The organism is Paenibacillus ehimensis NBRC 15659 (assembly GCF_004000785.1).
GTDB lineage: Bacteria > Bacillota > Bacilli > Paenibacillales > NBRC-103111 > Paenibacillus_G > Paenibacillus_G ehimensis.
In genome coordinates, this window is record NZ_BILX01000010.1 from 64,757 (window position 1) to 81,222 (window position 16,466).

At 56.5% G+C, this 16,466-nt stretch carries 13 protein-coding genes; all 13 read left to right on the forward strand.

All coding sequences use genetic code 11. From position 1 onward, the window contains the following. The first annotated feature begins 141 nt into the window (after positions 1-141). On the forward strand, positions 142-1,236 hold the full coding sequence (locus PEH01S_RS08415; RefSeq protein WP_164827734.1) for a DUF4349 domain-containing protein: 1,095 nt from the start codon (positions 142-144) through the stop codon (positions 1,234-1,236). Between the two features lie 117 nt (positions 1,237-1,353). After that, entirely contained in the window at positions 1,354-1,791 is a 438-nt protein-coding gene (gene mraZ / locus PEH01S_RS08420) for a division/cell wall cluster transcriptional repressor MraZ (RefSeq protein ID WP_010491914.1), read from the forward strand. A gap of 35 nt (positions 1,792-1,826) precedes the next feature. Next, a complete protein-coding gene (gene rsmH / locus PEH01S_RS08425; protein WP_025853427.1) occupies positions 1,827-2,777 on the forward strand; it encodes a 16S rRNA (cytosine(1402)-N(4))-methyltransferase RsmH in 951 nt (316 codons plus the stop codon). A gap of 19 nt (positions 2,778-2,796) precedes the next feature. After that, complete coding sequence (gene ftsL / locus PEH01S_RS08430) at positions 2,797-3,246, forward strand: cell division protein FtsL (RefSeq protein ID WP_025853426.1); 450 nt, start codon at positions 2,797-2,799, stop codon at positions 3,244-3,246. A gap of 29 nt (positions 3,247-3,275) precedes the next feature. Then, on the forward strand, positions 3,276-5,669 hold the full coding sequence (locus tag PEH01S_RS08435) for a penicillin-binding transpeptidase domain-containing protein (RefSeq protein ID WP_025853425.1): 2,394 nt from the start codon (positions 3,276-3,278) through the stop codon (positions 5,667-5,669). 75 nt (positions 5,670-5,744) lie between these two features. Continuing rightward, on the forward strand, positions 5,745-7,694 hold the full coding sequence (locus PEH01S_RS08440) for a stage V sporulation protein D (protein WP_127484836.1): 1,950 nt from the start codon (positions 5,745-5,747) through the stop codon (positions 7,692-7,694). A 108-nt stretch (positions 7,695-7,802) separates the two neighbouring features. Further along, entirely contained in the window at positions 7,803-9,296 is a 1,494-nt protein-coding gene (locus PEH01S_RS08445) for a UDP-N-acetylmuramoyl-L-alanyl-D-glutamate--2,6-diaminopimelate ligase (protein ID WP_025853423.1), read from the forward strand. Next, positions 9,293-10,702, forward strand: a complete 1,410-nt coding sequence (locus PEH01S_RS08450; protein ID WP_025853422.1) for a UDP-N-acetylmuramoyl-tripeptide--D-alanyl-D-alanine ligase — start codon at positions 9,293-9,295, stop codon at positions 10,700-10,702. Before PEH01S_RS08445 ends, PEH01S_RS08450 begins: the two co-directional genes overlap by 4 nt. 4 nt (positions 10,703-10,706) lie before the next feature. Next, positions 10,707-11,669: a phospho-N-acetylmuramoyl-pentapeptide-transferase gene (mraY, locus tag PEH01S_RS08455; protein ID WP_025853421.1), complete on the forward strand. Its 963-nt coding sequence runs from the start codon at positions 10,707-10,709 to the stop codon at positions 11,667-11,669. A gap of 2 nt (positions 11,670-11,671) precedes the next feature. Beyond that, a complete protein-coding gene (gene murD, locus PEH01S_RS08460; protein ID WP_127484838.1) occupies positions 11,672-13,093 on the forward strand; it encodes a UDP-N-acetylmuramoyl-L-alanine--D-glutamate ligase in 1,422 nt (473 codons plus the stop codon). 89 nt (positions 13,094-13,182) lie between these two features. Further along, on the forward strand, positions 13,183-14,280 hold the full coding sequence (spoVE, locus tag PEH01S_RS08465) for a stage V sporulation protein E (RefSeq protein ID WP_025853419.1): 1,098 nt from the start codon (positions 13,183-13,185) through the stop codon (positions 14,278-14,280). A 9-nt stretch (positions 14,281-14,289) separates the two neighbouring features. After that, complete coding sequence (locus PEH01S_RS08470; protein WP_025853418.1) at positions 14,290-15,363, forward strand: undecaprenyldiphospho-muramoylpentapeptide beta-N-acetylglucosaminyltransferase; 1,074 nt, start codon at positions 14,290-14,292, stop codon at positions 15,361-15,363. 197 nt (positions 15,364-15,560) lie between these two features. Next, on the forward strand, positions 15,561-16,466 hold the full coding sequence (gene murB, locus PEH01S_RS08475; RefSeq protein WP_127484840.1) for a UDP-N-acetylmuramate dehydrogenase: 906 nt from the start codon (positions 15,561-15,563) through the stop codon (positions 16,464-16,466).

Sequence of the window (16,466 nt, forward strand, 5' to 3'; positions counted from 1 at the left end):
AATCTCCCTTTGATGCAGAAGCGTCAAAGGGAGATTTTTTTGAGAGTTGTCATAAAATTGAAACAATGGAAAACCTCTTCGCGTCTAGGGAATAACGCAGCAGTCAACGGCTGCGGGTCAGACAAAGAAGGGGGAGGCAATATGCAAAAGCTAGGGGGAGGGACGTCGAAGCAGCGCTTGCTGCGGCAGGTGCGCGGAGCCGGGGCGATTCTGCTGCTGGCCGGATGGCTTGCAGGCTGCAATGCCGTTTCATCCGATTCGACGGCTTCGGACAAGTTGCCTGTCGGTGATCAGACAATGGCGCAAACCAACGGCGCAGAATCGAAAGCGGGCTCTGCTGGCTCAACCGGCCAGGCGGCCGATTCGAATGCGGCGAAGCCTGCCGCGGGCGCAAGCTTGACGGGAGAAACGGCGCCCGAGACATCGGAGGCGTTTAACCGCAAAATCATCTACAAAGCAAATTTGGTCATGCAGGTGGATAAGTATCAAGAGGCGCAAGTGAAAATACACGAGGCGGTCAAGCAGTCGGGCGGCTACATTTTACAGTTCAATGAGAACGCTTCTGCTTTGGAAAAAAGCGGTACGTTCGTCATTAAGGTACCGGCGACCGGCTTCCAATCGCTGCTGGCGCTGCTTGAACAGATTCAGCCGACGCTGCAGAAAAACTTGCAGGGTCAGGAAGTGACGGAGGAGTATGTCGATCTCGCCGCGCGTTTGAAAGCAAAGCAAGTCGTAGAGAGCCGGCTGATCGCTTTTATGGAAAAGGCTGCGAAGACCGACGAGCTGCTTGCTTTCTCCAACGAGCTTGGCAAGGTTCAGGAAGAAATCGAGCGAATTAAAGGGCGTATGCGGTACTTGGAGCAAAACGTAGCCATGTCGACTATCGAGCTGAAGCTGTCGCAAAAAACTAGCTCCGCCGAGGTTATTCAGGCGCGCGGTCAGGACCCTCTGGGGCAGCGGGCGGCAGAAGCGTTGATTGGAACTTTGGCGGTACTCGGCGTCTTGCTTCAGTGGTTGTTCGTCTTTGTGGCGGGAGCGCTCCCGGTAATCCTGCTGCTGATGTTGATCGGCGTTCCCGTCTGGTTTCTGCGCAAACGGCGCAAGAAAAAGCTGGCGGACATTCGTGCGCGGCTGGCCGGGGATAACCCGCCGTCGGAGGCACGGCCGTTCGAGCGTTCGTCCCTTCCGGAGCAAGCTGGGGATAATGCGGAACCGCTCCGGGACAAAACAGAATAACCGAAAAAAATCCTGCGGCCGTCCAGCGACGAAGCAGGATTTTTTGTTAACGTGACGAATCATTACTGTACAAGTGGTGGAAAGTGGGGTAAAGTGGAGGAAAGGGGGTGGCGAGTGGTGTTCATGGGGGAGTATCAACATACCGTTGACGAAAAAGGCCGGATGATCGTGCCGGCCAAGTTTCGCGAAGCCCTGGGAACATCATTCATCGTCACTCGCGGCCTGGACCAATGTTTATTCGTTTATCCCATGAATGAGTGGGCGGTGCTGGAGCAGAAGCTCAAAGCGCTGCCGCTCATGAAGTCTGACGCTCGCGCCTTTACCCGGTTCTTTTTCTCCGGCGCCACCGAATGCGAGCTGGACAAGCAGGGCAGGGTCAACCTGCCCAACAATCTGATCGAGCACGCCAAGCTGGAGAAAGATTGTGTCGTTATCGGCGTTTCCAATCGGGTGGAGATTTGGAGCAAGTCGATCTGGGAAAACTACTTTCAGCAATCGGAGGAATCGTTCGCCGAGATTGCGGAGAAACTGGTCGATTTTAACTTTGATCTATAACCCCGGGAAAATGCCGGCGTAGGAGGAGCAGCGGGATGTTTCATCATGTGACCGTACTTAAGCAGGAAGCAGTGGAAGGATTACATATACAACCGGACGGCGTCTATGTCGATTGCACGCTCGGGGGAGCGGGGCACAGCTACGAGATCGCTTCGCGCCTCGGGCCGGAGGGCTTGCTTATCGCCTTCGATCAAGACGACGCGGCGCTGGCCAATGCCAGGGAACGGCTCGCTCCGCTTATGGATCGGGTGAAGCTGATCCGCAGCAACTTTCGCCATTTAGAGCGCGAGCTTGCCCAAGTCCCGCGCGCTTTGCGAGACGGCCGTCCGCAGGTGGACGGGATTTTGTTCGATTTGGGCGTGTCGTCCCCGCAGCTCGACGAGGCTGACCGCGGCTTCAGCTACAATCATGACGCCGAGCTGGATATGCGGATGGATCGGACGGCTCCGCTCACGGCGAAAGATATCGTTAACGTTTGGCCGGAACAGGAGATTGCGCAAATTTTATTTGAGTACGGGGAAGAGAAGTTCTCGCGCCGTATCGCAGCGACCATTGCCGCCGCTCGCGCCAAGGCTCCGATCGAAACGACGGGTCAGCTCGTCGAGTTGATCAAGGAATCGATTCCCGCAGCGGCGAGGCGCACCGGACCGCATCCGGCCAAGCGCAGCTTTCAGGCGCTGCGGATCGCCGTAAACGATGAGCTCGGCGCCTTCGAAGACGCGCTGGAGCAAACCATCCGTTGTCTGGCCCCGGGAGGCCGGGCAGCGGTGATTACGTTTCATTCGCTCGAAGACCGGATATGTAAACAAACGTTTGCTAAATATGTGGCCAAATGCACGTGCCCGCCCGACTTTCCGATGTGCGTGTGCGGATCGGCCGGCATCGTTAAGCTGGTGAACCGCAAACCGATCGAAGCCGGAGCGGAAGAGCTCGAAGCGAATCCGCGCGCCCGTTCGGCCAAGCTGAGAATCGCGGAAAAACTATGAACCGAGGGGGAAAAGCATCTTGCCGGCTTATATTCAAGGAAATTTAGCAGTTGAACAGCGGACCGAGAACAAAGTCAAAGTCAAGGAAACGAAAAAGATCGTTTACCGGAACAAAACGTTGCCGGTACAAGAAAAGCTGCTCTATTTGTTTACGGTTGCCGTCTGCGTCGTCGTTGCGGGTGTGATCATCTGGCGTTATGCGCAAATTTACGAGATGAGCTCAAAGATTCAAGACATTGAGAAGAACATTGCCAAGCTGGAAGCGGAGAACAGCATTCTGAAGCAAAAGGTGGACGCGCTCTCCGACCATCAGCGTCTTGAGGAAGAAGCCCGCAGCCGCGGCTACAGCGTTGCCGAGCCGAATCAGACGAAACCGCAAGGATCGACCAAGTCCTCGGGACAAAGCGTCGCTTCCAAAACGCCGCCGGCCGGTGGAGCCCCATCCAAAAAAACAAAGGATCAGCCCTGATCTGTCCGTTGGAGTAGGGAGGAGATACGATGACCAAAAAGGTAAAATTGCGTTCGTTACTCATCGGAGGGGGATTCACCCTCCTTTTTGTTGTCCTGATCACCCGCATCTATTGGGTGCAAGTCGTCGATGGCGCCAGACTGGTCACGGAGGTTAAAGAAAATCAATGGTCGAAAGAGAAGATCATTCAGCCGGTCCGCGGCAGTATTTTTGACCGGAACGGCAAGGTGCTTGCGGAAGATTCACCGGCGTTTACACTGGCTCTGGTTCCCCGGACGATTAAAGACAACAACAATCAGGAAGAAGTTGTAAAAGGTCTGGCAGCCATTTTGGCTGCCTCCGGAGATCCCGCGAACGTTGCGGCGCTGGAAGACAAAATACGCAAGCGTTTGGAAGCCAAGCGGGAATGGACGCTCATGGACCAGATTGAAATCCGCAACGAGGGCTGGAAGATCGACATGGAGACGGCCGATAAAATCAAACAATTCGTTCAACAGCTGCAGGCGAAGTTTCCAAAAGAGAAAACGCCCGTCGGTATTGTGCTTGTGCCCGAGATTAAGAGGTTTTACCCTGCAGGTCAGCTTGCCGCCCATCTGATCGGCTATACCAACAAGGAGGGCAAGCCGGTGATGGGGATGGAAGCGCAGCTCGACAACTACTTAAAAGGCGTTCAGGGTTTTCTGAATTACGAGAAAGACCGTTATGGCGTTGAGCTGACCGGTTCAAAAAGCCGGTATCAGCCTGCGGTGAACGGCAGCAACGTGCAACTGACGATCGATAAAAATATTCAATTCTACATCGAGAATGCGCTGCAGAAGACATATGACAAATGGCATCCGAAAAGCCTCACCGCGATCGCGGTCGATCCGAAGACGATGGAAATTCTCGGACTGGCGAACATGCCGACCTTCAATCCCAACAAGTATGGCGAGACGAAAAACCAGTCGGATTTCCTCAATCACGCCGTCGCCTCGCAATACGAGCCGGGCTCAACGTTCAAGCTTGTTACTCTGGCTGCAGCGATAGAGGAAGGCGTGTTTTTTCCGGAAGACAAGTATCAGTCCGGCAGAATCATTGTCGCCGACCGGGAACTCCATGACCATAACCGCGTGGGTTGGGGCAAAATATCATACCTCGAAGGGTTGAAACGCTCGAGTAACGTTGCATTTGTGAAGCTGGGACTTGAGAAGTTAGGAACGGACAAGCTGCGGCAATATATCGACAAATTCGGATTCGGAGCGAAAACGGGCATCGACATTTCCGGAGAAGTGGCGGGACGGGTTAAAATGCAATACGCCCCCGAGTACGCTACAGCGACATATGGACAGGGGCTAACCGCCACCATGATCCAACAAACGGCGGCATACGCCGCTATTGCGAATGGGGGCAAGCTGATGTGGCCCCATGTCATCAAGCAGATCACGAACCCGGACACCGGCGAAATTATCGAGAAGTACGAACCCAAGGTCATCCGCGAGGTCGTTTCCCCCGAAACGGCCAAACAGGTCGGCGAATACTTGGAGCAGGTTGTATCCGACCAGCAAATCGGAACAGGTCGGAGGGCATATATCGAAGGCTATCGTGTGGCCGGAAAGACGGGTACGGCGAACTTCGTGCTTCCCGGCCATGTCGGTTATGCGGAAGGCCGGTGGATGGTTTCATTCATCGGCTACGCGCCTCTCGATGATCCGAAGATTCTGGTGGCAATTATGGCGGACGATCCGGATCTCGGCGGCAACTATCATTTAGGGAGCGATGTAACGGCTCCTGCCTTTAAAGAGATCGTATCGCAGTCACTACGGTACATGGGGATTGCGCCGAGCACAACCCATGAGCAGACCTCCCAGCCGACAGAGAAAGCGCCGCAGGGCAAGATGCCGGATCTGACCGGCCTTTCGCTGGAAGATGCCAAAGCGGCGGTGAACAAGCTCGGCATTTCCGTCGAGCCGATCGGTCAAGGGCCGAAGGTCATCGCCCAGTCTCCACTGCCAGGTACCGAAATCGGCGGGGCGCAGCGAATGTATGTACTGTTGCAGGAAGGCGCGGATGTTCCGGTGCCCAACTTATCCGGGAAATCGCTGCGCGATGCCCTTGAGGTATGCTCCTTCCTCAAGGTGCGCTGTCAATCGACCGGCGAAGGGTATGTATCGGATCAGGCGCTGGAAAGCTCTGGCGAATCGCGTGTGCTCACTTTGCAGCTAAAATCGTATAAGGACCTGCTTGAGACTGCGGTAGCCGGCAAGACGGACAAATCCGACAAGTCGGATAAATCGGGCAAGTCCGATAAAACGGCGAAGGCGGATTCATCCTCGGCCAAGGCGACGGGAGACAGCGGAAAGTCGGGCACAAGTAAGAAAAATACCGATTCCGTCAAGCAAAACGCCGATGGCGGGTCCAAAAAAACGGCATCGGCGCAGCCATAGCTTGTTCTAACCCCTGGTTGTCCTGAATAGGGATGATATGAAACAATTCTCTTTCAGGAAGGGGAAGGAGCGGGCATGAGGGCATCGAACGTAACGGTTCGCCGTCGGTTGTTCGCCGCGCTGATTGTCGGAACGGCTATTTTTCTGGCTTTGGCGGTGCGGCTCGCGTACGTGCAAATCTGGCTCGGACCGGAGCTGTCGGACAAAGCGGAAGATTCATGGCGCCGCGACATTCCCGTAACGGCCAAGCGGGGGGAAATCCTGGACCGGAACGGGGCGCAGCTCGCTTACAACATAAGCTCGCCTACGGTGATGGCCATACCGGCGCAAATTCAAGATCCCGAGGCAACCGCGGCCAAGCTGGCGGCGGCGCTGGACGCAAGCCGGGAAACGATTTACAAGCAGCTGACAACGAGAGCGTCGAGCGCTTATATTAAGCCGGCGGGGCGCAAAATCACGCAGGAAAAAGCACGGGAAATCCGCGATATGAAGCTCCCCGGCATCGTCGTGACCGAGGATAACAAGAGATATTATCCGTTCGGCAGTTTGGCGGCGCACGTGCTCGGCTTTACCGGGATTGATAATCAAGGATTGACGGGCATAGAATTGAAGTATAACCGGACATTGACGGGCATAGGCGGCAGCATTTCGTATTTGGCCGACGCCGCAGGCAAGTCGATGCCCGGATCGACCGACGAGTACAAGAAGCCGCTCGACGGCCTGAACCTTCAGTTGACGATCGACAGCAATATTCAAGCCATCATGGAACGCGAGCTGGATCAAGCGATGCTCAAATATCAACCGAATCATGTCATCGCCATTGCCATGGACCCGAATAACGGAGAAATTTTGGCCATGGGATCGAGGCCGGGCTACGAGCCGGGTAACTATAAGGCGTATCCGGTCGAGAACTACAACCGGAATTTGCCGATTTGGATGACCTACGAGCCGGGGTCCACCTTCAAGATTATTACGCTTGCGGCGGCACTCGAGGAGAAAAAGGTGAACTTGACGGAAGGATTTTTCGATCCGGGTGCAATTGAGGTGGCGGGAGCCCGGCTGCGGTGCTGGAAGCGGGGCGGGCATGGCAGCGAGACGTTCCTGCAGGTGGTGGAAAATTCCTGCAACCCGGGCTTCGTGGTCATGGGCCAAAGACTTGGCAAGGAGAAGCTTTTCGAGTATATTTATAACTTCGGGTTCGGTAAAAAAACAGGGATCGATCTCGGCGGTGAAGAGAACGGAATTATGTTCAAGCCGTCGCGGGTGGGTCCGGTCGAATTGGCCACCACCTCGTTCGGGCAAGGAGTCTCCGTCACGCCGATTCAGCAAATTACGGCCGTATCCGCAGCCGTGAACGGCGGAAAGCTGTTTAAGCCGCATGTGGCGAAGGCTTGGTTTAATCCGGATACCGGCGCGCTGGTCGATGAGATGAAGCCGGAGCTGGTGCGTCAGGTGATCTCCGAAGCGACCTCCAAGCAGGTACGTGAGACGCTGGAGAGCGTCGTGGCGAACGGAACCGGGCGCAATGCGTTTATTGACGGTTACCGGGTAGGAGGAAAGACGGGGACCGCGCAAAAGGTCGTGAACGGACGTTATTCCGCGAGCGAGCACATCGTCTCCTTTATCGGGTTTGCCCCGGCCGACGATCCGAAAGTCGTCGTGTACGCCGCGGTCGATAATCCCCAGGGCATCCAGTTCGGCGGATTGGTCGCCGCTCCGCTTGTCAAGGGAATTATGGAGGACACGCTTCGTTACATGAAGGTCCCTCCGCGCAAAGATCAAATGGACCGCAAATACGTGTACGGCGATACGAAAATTGTGGAAGTGCCGAATCTGGTAGGCATGAGCATCACGGATATTTACGAAAGCATGAATATGAATTTTCAGCTGGCGAAATCCGGCACGGGCGGCACCGTGATCAGCCAGGTGCCGAAAGCCGGGACCCGGGTGGAGCAAGGCTCGACGATCCGGATCTATTTGTCCGAGGCGAGTCCGCCGGGAGGCGGGAAACCGCAGGCGCAGTGAAGGCTGACGGATAGATGAAAGTACGGTAACATTTGGGGAAATGGGCTTTTCAGCACGCATTTTTTTGTCCATAATGGTACCATGTGCAAAAACGGAGGGGGACACAACATGCAACTGAAGGAGCTGGCAGCCCAGCTTGCCGTCAGCAAGATTATCGGTGACGGCAATACCCATATTCACGGTCTCGCGACCGATTCCCGCAAGGTCCGGCCCGGAGATTTGTTTTTTTGCGTACCCGGGCTAAAGACCGACGGTCACGATTATGCCGGGCAGGCGGTTGCGCAGGGAGCTGCCGCTTTGGTTGCGGAACGGGAGATCGAAGCGGACGTCCCCGTGCTGCTGGTAAAACAGGTGCGTTACGCCATGGCGGCATTAGCCTGCCATTTCTACAGATATCCTAGCCGGGAGCTGAAGCTCATCGGCGTAACGGGAACGAACGGCAAGACGACGACAACGTATTTATTGGAAAAAATATTATCGGACCAAGGTTTTCAAACCGGATTAATGGGGAATATCCATGTGAAGATCGGTGATGTCCGTCATCCGAACGAAAAGACCAATACGCAAGAGGCGATTGAGCTTCAGCGTATTTTGCGCGAAATGGCCGATGCGGGAACCGATTACTGCATCATGGAAGTTTCTTCGCACGGCCTCGATATGGGCCGGGTGAACGGCTGCCGGTTCCGTACCGGCTTGTTTACGAATTTAACGCAGGATCATTTGGACTATCACCAAACGATGGAGCGGTACCGGGAGGCCAAGGGTCTGTTGTTCTCCAGACTCGGCAACGAATTCGCGCCTGCGGTTGATCAGCGCCAATATGCCGTGCTGAACGGAGACGATCCGGCCTCCGACTACTTTGCCAAGCATACGCCTGCGCAGACGATCGTATACGGCATAGACAATCCCGCAGCCGACGTGAGGGCGGAGGACATAGAAATAACCGCCAAGGGCACCCGATTCCGCTGCATCACCTATCGCGGCACGGCCGAGGTGAAGATGCGGCTGGTCGGCCGGTTCAACGTGTACAACGCGCTTGGCGCCATCGCCGCAGCGTTGGCGGAAGGGATCGAGCTGGAGCGGATTGCCGCCAGTCTCGGCAGCATGACTTCCGTCGAAGGACGGATGGAGATCGTGGATGCGGGGCAGGAGTCTCTTGTGCTTGTCGATTATGCCCATACGCCGGACGGCTTGGAGAACGCGCTCTCGACGATCCGGCAATTTGCGGAAGGCAAAGTTTATTGCGTATTCGGCTGCGGCGGGGACCGTGACCGCGCCAAACGTCCGCTCATGGGAGGCGTGGCGGCCAAATACAGCGATTACGTATTCGTCACTTCCGACAATCCGCGCACCGAAGATCCGGAAAGCATTCTCCGGGATATCGAACCGGGCCTTGTCGAGGCGGGCTGGGACAAAGAGCGTTACGAGCTGATCGCCGACCGTAGACAGGCCATTCAAAAAGCGATTGCCCGGGCAACCCCTAAGGATGTAGTATTGATTGCGGGAAAAGGGCACGAAACGTATCAGGACATCCAGGGCGTCAAGCATCCGTTTGACGATCGGCTGGTAGCGGAAAACGCGATAAGGGGACGGTTGCAGTGATCAGACGTACGTTGGCCGAGATTGCCGTCATGGCCGGAGGGACCTTGGCGCAAGGAACGCCCGGCGATGCCGTGATTCGCGGCGTTTCGAAGGATACGCGCACTCTGGCGGAAGGCAGCTTATATGTGCCGCTGATCGGGGAATCGTTCGACGGGCATGCGTTTGCCGATGCCGCTTTCGAAGGTGGCGCAGCCGCAGCGCTGTGGCAGACGGACCGTCCTAATCCGCCGCAGGGCAAGCCGTTGATTCTTGTGGACGATACGCTGTCGGCGCTTCAGCATCTCGCCCAAGCCTATCGCCGTCAGTTGAAGGTACGCGTTGTCGGCATCACGGGCAGCAACGGCAAAACGACGACAAAAGATATGACGGGAGCCGTGCTGGCTACGTCCTTCCGTGTGCATAAGACGGCAGGGAACTATAATAATCACATCGGTCTTCCGCTCACCTTGCTGGAGCTGGATGAGGATACCGAGATCGCCGTCCTTGAGATGGGCATGAGCGGGCGGGGCGAGATTGAGCTGCTGTCCCGGCTCGCCGAGCCGGAGCTTGCCGTCATCACGAATATCGGAGATGCGCATCTGCTCCAGCTCGGCTCACGCACCGAAATCGCGCGAGCCAAAACGGAAATTTTAGCAGGACTCCAACCCGGCGGGGCACTGATCTATCACGGGGATGAGCCTCTGATTGAGGAGGTTCTGCCGGAGCTGGCTCAGCCTGGACGCATGCGGGCCGAACATTATACCAAAGTCCGGTTCGGCAGGGGGGCGTCCAACGATCTGTATCCTCTGGAAATTAAACTGGATGCGAAAGGAACGCATTTTTCCGTCAATACCGATCCGGGGGTTCCTTTCTATATTCCGCTGCTTGGAGGACATAATGCGGTCAACGCGCTGGCGGCGATCGCGGTCGGGAAGTATTTCGGGCTGGATGCGGCGAAGATGGCCGAAGGCTTGCAATCGCTGGTCGTTACCGGAATGCGGATCGAAGTGTCGTGCACGCCTTCCGGCTTGACCGTATGGAATGACGCCTACAACGCTTCCCCGACCGCAATGCGGGCCGCCCTCTCGCTTCTGCACGAAGCGACGGGCTATAGCCGCAAATTCGCGGTGCTCGGCGATATGCTCGAGCTCGGTCCCGAAGAGGCGGAATTTCACCGGGATGTCGGTCGTTTCGTCAATCCTGGCGTGGTGGAGGCGGTGTATCTCTACGGCCAGCTGGCCCGGCACATTGCCGAAGGAGCAAGGGAGCGGTTTCCGGCGGAGCGCGTCCGGCATTTTGAAGATAAAGAGGAGCTGGCCCGTGCGCTCGGTCAGGCTGCCGCAGCGCGCGACGTCGTGTTGATTAAAGGCTCGCGCGGCATGCGGATGGAGCAGGTGGCATCGTTTTTAATGCAATTGGGGGGATAGTCCGGTGGATTTTCAAATTGTCATGATCACGCTCGGCGTGGCCTTTTTGCTTGCGGTCATTATGGGACCTTTATTCATTCCGCTTCTTCGCAGACTCAAATTCGGGCAGCAGGTCCGTACCGAAGGGCCGCAAGCGCATCTGAAGAAAGCAGGCACGCCGACGATGGGCGGGATCATCATCATGCTGGCGCTGGCGCTCGCCGTGCTGCGTTTCGGAGAGAAAAACATCGAGACGCTTATTCTCATTATCGCATCGCTTGGATACGGCTTTATCGGATTTTTGGACGATTATATTAAAATTTTGTTTAAGCGCTCGCTCGGCTTGACGGCCAGACAAAAGCTGGTTGGGCAGCTTGCCGTCTCCGTCATCGTATGTATCCTGCTGGTACAGAACGGACACAACACGGACATCCGGATCCCTTATATCGGTTTTTCGTTTGATATCGGCTGGCTGTACTTCCCGTTCGTGGCTTTCCTGTTGCTCGGCACGTCCAATGCGGTGAACTTTACGGACGGCCTGGACGGCTTGCTGGCCGGAACCAGCGCGATCGCATTCGGCGCCTATGCCATCATTGCTTTGAACAACTCGCAGCCGAATCTCGCGATCTTCTGTGCTGCAATGGTCGGTGCCGTACTCGGATTTCTGGTATTTAACGCTCACCCGGCCAAAGTATTCATGGGGGATACCGGCTCGCTCGGCATCGGCGGAGGATTGGCGGCTGTTGCCATTTTGACCAAAGCGGAAATTTTGCTTGCGCTGATCGGCGGCGTGTTCGTGGTCGAAGTTTTATCGGTCATCATTCAAGTTGTCTCCTTCAAGACGAGAGGGAAACGAGTGTTCAAAATGAGCCCGATTCACCACCATTTCGAATTGACCGGCTGGTCGGAGTGGCGCGTGGTTATTTCGTTCTGGACAGCCGGGCTGATTTTGGCCGGTATCGGACTTTATATTAACGAGGTGTTGTAGGCATGGAGCATCCCGCTCAGTACCGCGGCCGTCAGGTCGTCATTCTAGGTCTTGCACGCAGCGGCGTTGCTGTCGCCAAATTGTTTCACGAAAGCGGCGCGGTCGTCGCCGTCAACGATAAGAAAGAACGCCATTTATGCCCTGAGGCCGACGAATTGGAGGCTCTGGGTATTTCTGTTGTTTGCGGGAGCCATCCGGAAGGGCTTGTACACGAGGGCGTTGCGCTGGTGGTTAAAAATCCGGGTATCCCTTATACGATCGAACCCGTCCGGCGGGCGGCCGAGCTGGGAATCGAAGTGGTGACGGAGGTCGAGGTCGCCTATCATATTTGCAAAGCCCCGATGATCGCAATAACCGGCTCCAACGGCAAGACGACCACGACGACATGGACCGGTTTAATGCTCGAGGCGGGCGGGTTAAAGCCAATCGTAGCCGGCAACATCGGACGCGCTTTGACGGAAGCTGCTTTGGAAGCCCAAGCGGACAACCGGATGGTTGTCGAGCTGAGCAGCTTTCAGCTCAAAGGAACGCGCGCGTTCCGCCCGGCCGTGGGCGCTCTGCTGAACGTGTATGAGACGCATCTCGACTATCACGGGACGATGGACGATTACGTCGTCTCCAAGACGAAGCTGTTTGCGAATCAAACGGAAGCGGACACGGCCGTGCTGAACTGGGACGACCCGGTCTGCCGCAAAACGGCGGGCGCGATTCGCTCCTCCGTGCTGCTTTTTTCCGTTCGCGAGGAACTGCCTTACGGATTGTTCGTGCAGCCTCCGCTTGCCGCCGGGGATGAAGATACGGTACATACGATCGTTTACCGCGATAAAGATGGACAAGCGCACCGCATCCTGCCGGTACGGGAGCTCGGCATACCGGGCAGCCACAACGTGGAGAACGCGCTGGCAGCCAGCGCCATGGCCGTCGCTTCCGGTGTGAAGCCGGAGACGATCGCCCGGGTGCTGAAGGAGTTCCGCGGCGTGGAGCACCGGCTTGAGTACGTGGCGCGGAAGGGCGATGTGCTCTTTTATAACGATTCCAAAGCGACGAATCCTACGGCAACGATCAAAACGGTCGAATCGTTCAAGCAGGACATCGTTTTGATTGCGGGAGGTCTTGACCGCGGATCGGATTACATGGAATTGCTGCCCGCGTTCCAGAGCCGGGTGAAAGGCCTTGTCGCCTTCGGAGAGACAAAGGAAAAAATCGTCCGTGTGGCGCGCCTTGCAGGCATGAGCCGGATTCAAACCGTCGATACTGCTGCTAAGGGTGCACGGGAAACGGTGGAAGAAGCGGTACGGCAGGCGCAAGCGTTGGCGAAACCCGGCGACGTGGTGCTGCTATCGCCCGCATGCGCAAGCTGGGACATGTTTTCCTCTTACGAGGAGAGGGGTAGCATGTTTAAGGAGTCCGTGCATAACCTGTAAAAGGGGGGAACAAGCCCTGTCAGCCGGAAGCGTCGGGCTGGCATCAGTGGTTCCTTCCCAGAATACCGAGAGGTAGAGGTGTGGGCGGTATGGTGAAAGCACGTTCGACTCCGGATTGGGTGATGTTGGGCTCCACGCTCCTGTTGCTTGCCGTAGGTGTGGTTATGGTGTACAGTGCCAGCGCGGTGCTTGCGTTCCGCGAGTTCGGCGACTCGCTGTACTATTTGAAGCGACAAGCGCTGTTTGCGGCGCTCGGCATCGCAGCGATGATTTTTACGATGAACGCCGATTATTGGATCTGGAAAAAATATGCCAAAATCATCTTGATCGTTTGTTTCATCCTGTTGGTCGCAGTGCTCATTCCCGGCATCGGGGTCGTTCGCGGAGGGGCGCGCAGCTGGCTCGGGATCGGTTCGTTCGGCATTCAGCCGTCCGAATTTATGAAAATGGGCATGATTGTGTTTTTGTCCAAATGGCTGTCCGAGCAGCAGAGCTCCATTACGCAGTTTACCCGGGGGCTGCTGCCGCCGCTTGGCCTCGTCGGCCTCGCTTTCGGAATCATCATGCTGCAGCCCGATCTTGGAACGGGCGCGGTGCTGGTCGGCGCCTCGTTGCTGATCATCTATACGGCGGGAGCCCGGCTGCTGCATTTATCGTATCTCGGGCTGGTCGGTATTCTCGGGTTCGTCGGTTTGATTATTGCCGCGCCTTATCGGCTAAAGCGGATTACCGCTTTTCTCGACCCGTGGCAGGACCCGCTTGGCGCCGGCTATCAAGCGATTCAATCGCTTTACGCGATCGGTCCCGGGGGGCTGGTCGGTCTCGGTCTGGGCATGAGCCGGCAAAAGTACAGCTATTTGCCCGAGCCGCAGACGGACTTTATCTTTTCCATCATTGCGGAGGAGCTCGGCTTTATAGGCGGTTCCTTCGTGCTGCTGCTGTTCACCCTGCTGGTCTGGCGGGGGCTGCGTACGGCGATTACCGCGCCGGATACGTTCGGCAGTCTGCTAGCGACGGGCATCGTCGGCATGATTGCCGTGCAGGTGATCATCAACATCGGCGTCGTGATCGGCATGTTTCCCGTCACAGGCATCACTTTGCCCCTAATCAGCGCCGGCGGCTCGTCGCTAACGCTGATGCTGACCTCGATCGGCGTGCTATTGAACATTTCCCGGTATTCGAGGTGACCTTCTTTTATGAGAAAAATCGTCTTCACCGGCGGCGGTACGGCCGGTCATGTGACGCCGAATTTGGCGGTGATGGCCAGGCTGCGCAAGCTCGGCTGGGACATGGAATATATCGGCTCCAAGGATGGAATCGAGAAAGAAATTATCGAGCACGAAGGAATTCCGTTTCATCATATCGCTTCGGGCAAGCTGAGGCGCTACTTCGACGTCAAAAATTTTAAAGACCCGTTCAAGGTGCTGCAAGGCGTCGGCCAGGCTTACCGGCTTCTGGGCAAAATTAAGCCCCATATCGTATTTTCCAAGGGCGGCTTCGTTTCCGTGCCGGTTATCGTGGCCAGCAAGCTGAGGGGAATTCCCGTCATTTCGCACGAGTCCGACTATACCCCGGGCCTCGCGAACAAGATTACGATGCCCTTCGTCTCCCGTATTTGCGTGACTTTTCCCGAAACGTTGAAGTATGTCCGCAGAGACAAAGCGGAACGCACCGGTCTTCCGATCCGTGAGCAGATCTTGGAGGGAAAAGCATCCCGTGGGCTGCAAATGAACGATTTTCATTCTCAAAAGCCGGTCCTGTTTATTATGGGCGGCAGCCTTGGCGCCCAGCGGATTAATCAAACGGTTCGCGAATCGCTGGAGGCGTTACTGGAGCGGTTTCAGGTCATTCATATTTGCGGGAAAGGAAATACCGATCCTTCCTTCGACCGAATCCGGGGCTACCGGCAGTATGCGTACGTGAAGGACGAGCTGCCCGATCTGCTCGCCTGCGCCGATCTGGTCGTCTCGCGGGCGGGCTCCACCTCCATCTTCGAATTTCTTGCGCTGCGCAAGCCGATGCTGCTTATCCCTTTGACCCGTCAGGCGAGCCGTGGAGACCAGATTCTTAACGCGGAATCGTTCCGGGGCATGGGCTACGGCAAGGTGCTGTTCGAGGAGGAGCTGAATCCGGAGTCGCTGATTTCCAGTCTCTCCGGCCTGTCAGCGGAGCAGGATGAAATTCGCCGGCGGATGGAACTGAATCCGTACGGCAACGGCACCGATCACATCGTGAAGCTGATTGAAACCTATTGTTTGCCTCGCGCCTAGTGAATTTTGCACTAGGCGATTGTCACACTCTGATGCGTTTCACATAAACTACACTATACCGTGACAGACACATGGCGAAGCGGCGCGCAGCCGGGGCGTAACAAATCAGAAGCTCCGCGCGTGCCGCCAGTCCTTGGTTCCGGAGCTCGTTGACCGGAAAGCCGGACGCCGCGTCGTTCTGTGAAGGAGGTTTTCCCATGCAACAGGTCATAACGGAATTGCTGAACGGGTCCTGCGGCGAGTTGCGGCTGAACGAACCGCTTGCCCCTTACACCACATGGAAAATCGGAGGTCCGGCCGACATTCTGCTCATTCCTCGTACACGATCGCAGCTGATCGATGCGGTAAAGCTGCTGAACCGGCACGAAACTCCATGGACGGTTCTGGGGCGGGGCTCCAACATGCTTGTATCCGACAAAGGGATACGGGGGGCGGTCATCAAGCTTGGGGATGCTCTGGAAACCGTACGGTTCGAAGGGGAGCTCGTCTATGCCGGCGGAGCCTATTCGTTCATTAAGCTGTCGGTGATGGCGGGCAAGGAAGGATTGACCGGTCTGGAGTTCGCGGGGGGCATTCCGGGAACCGTGGGAGGCGCCGTCTATATGAACGCCGGGGCGCACGGGTCTGATGTGTCACGCATCTTATTGCGGGCTGAAGTGCTGCTCCCGACAGGGGAGTTGGTGACGCTGAACAATGAGGATTTGGCTTATGCTTACCGACATTCGATTCTGCAGACGAAGCCGGGGATTGTGACTGAGGCGGTATTCCAGCTGCGGTATGGGGACCGCAAGGAGATTGCCGCTACACTCGCCTCGTACAAAGACCGGAGGCTGCGGACGCAGCCGCTGCAGCTTGCTTGCGCCGGAAGCGTCTTTCGCAATCCTCAAGGACACTTCGCCGCCAAGCTGATCGAAGAAGCCGGACTTAAAGGCCTTCGGGTCGGCGGAGCCGAAGTATCGCCGCTGCACGCCAACTTCATTGTCAACGCCGGGCAGGCGACGGCCCACGACGTGCTCACCCTGATCGAACAAGTAAAGACTGCCGTGAAGGAGAAGTTCGGCGTCTGCCTTGTACCTGAAGTATTGGTGGTGGGTGAGCGGTAA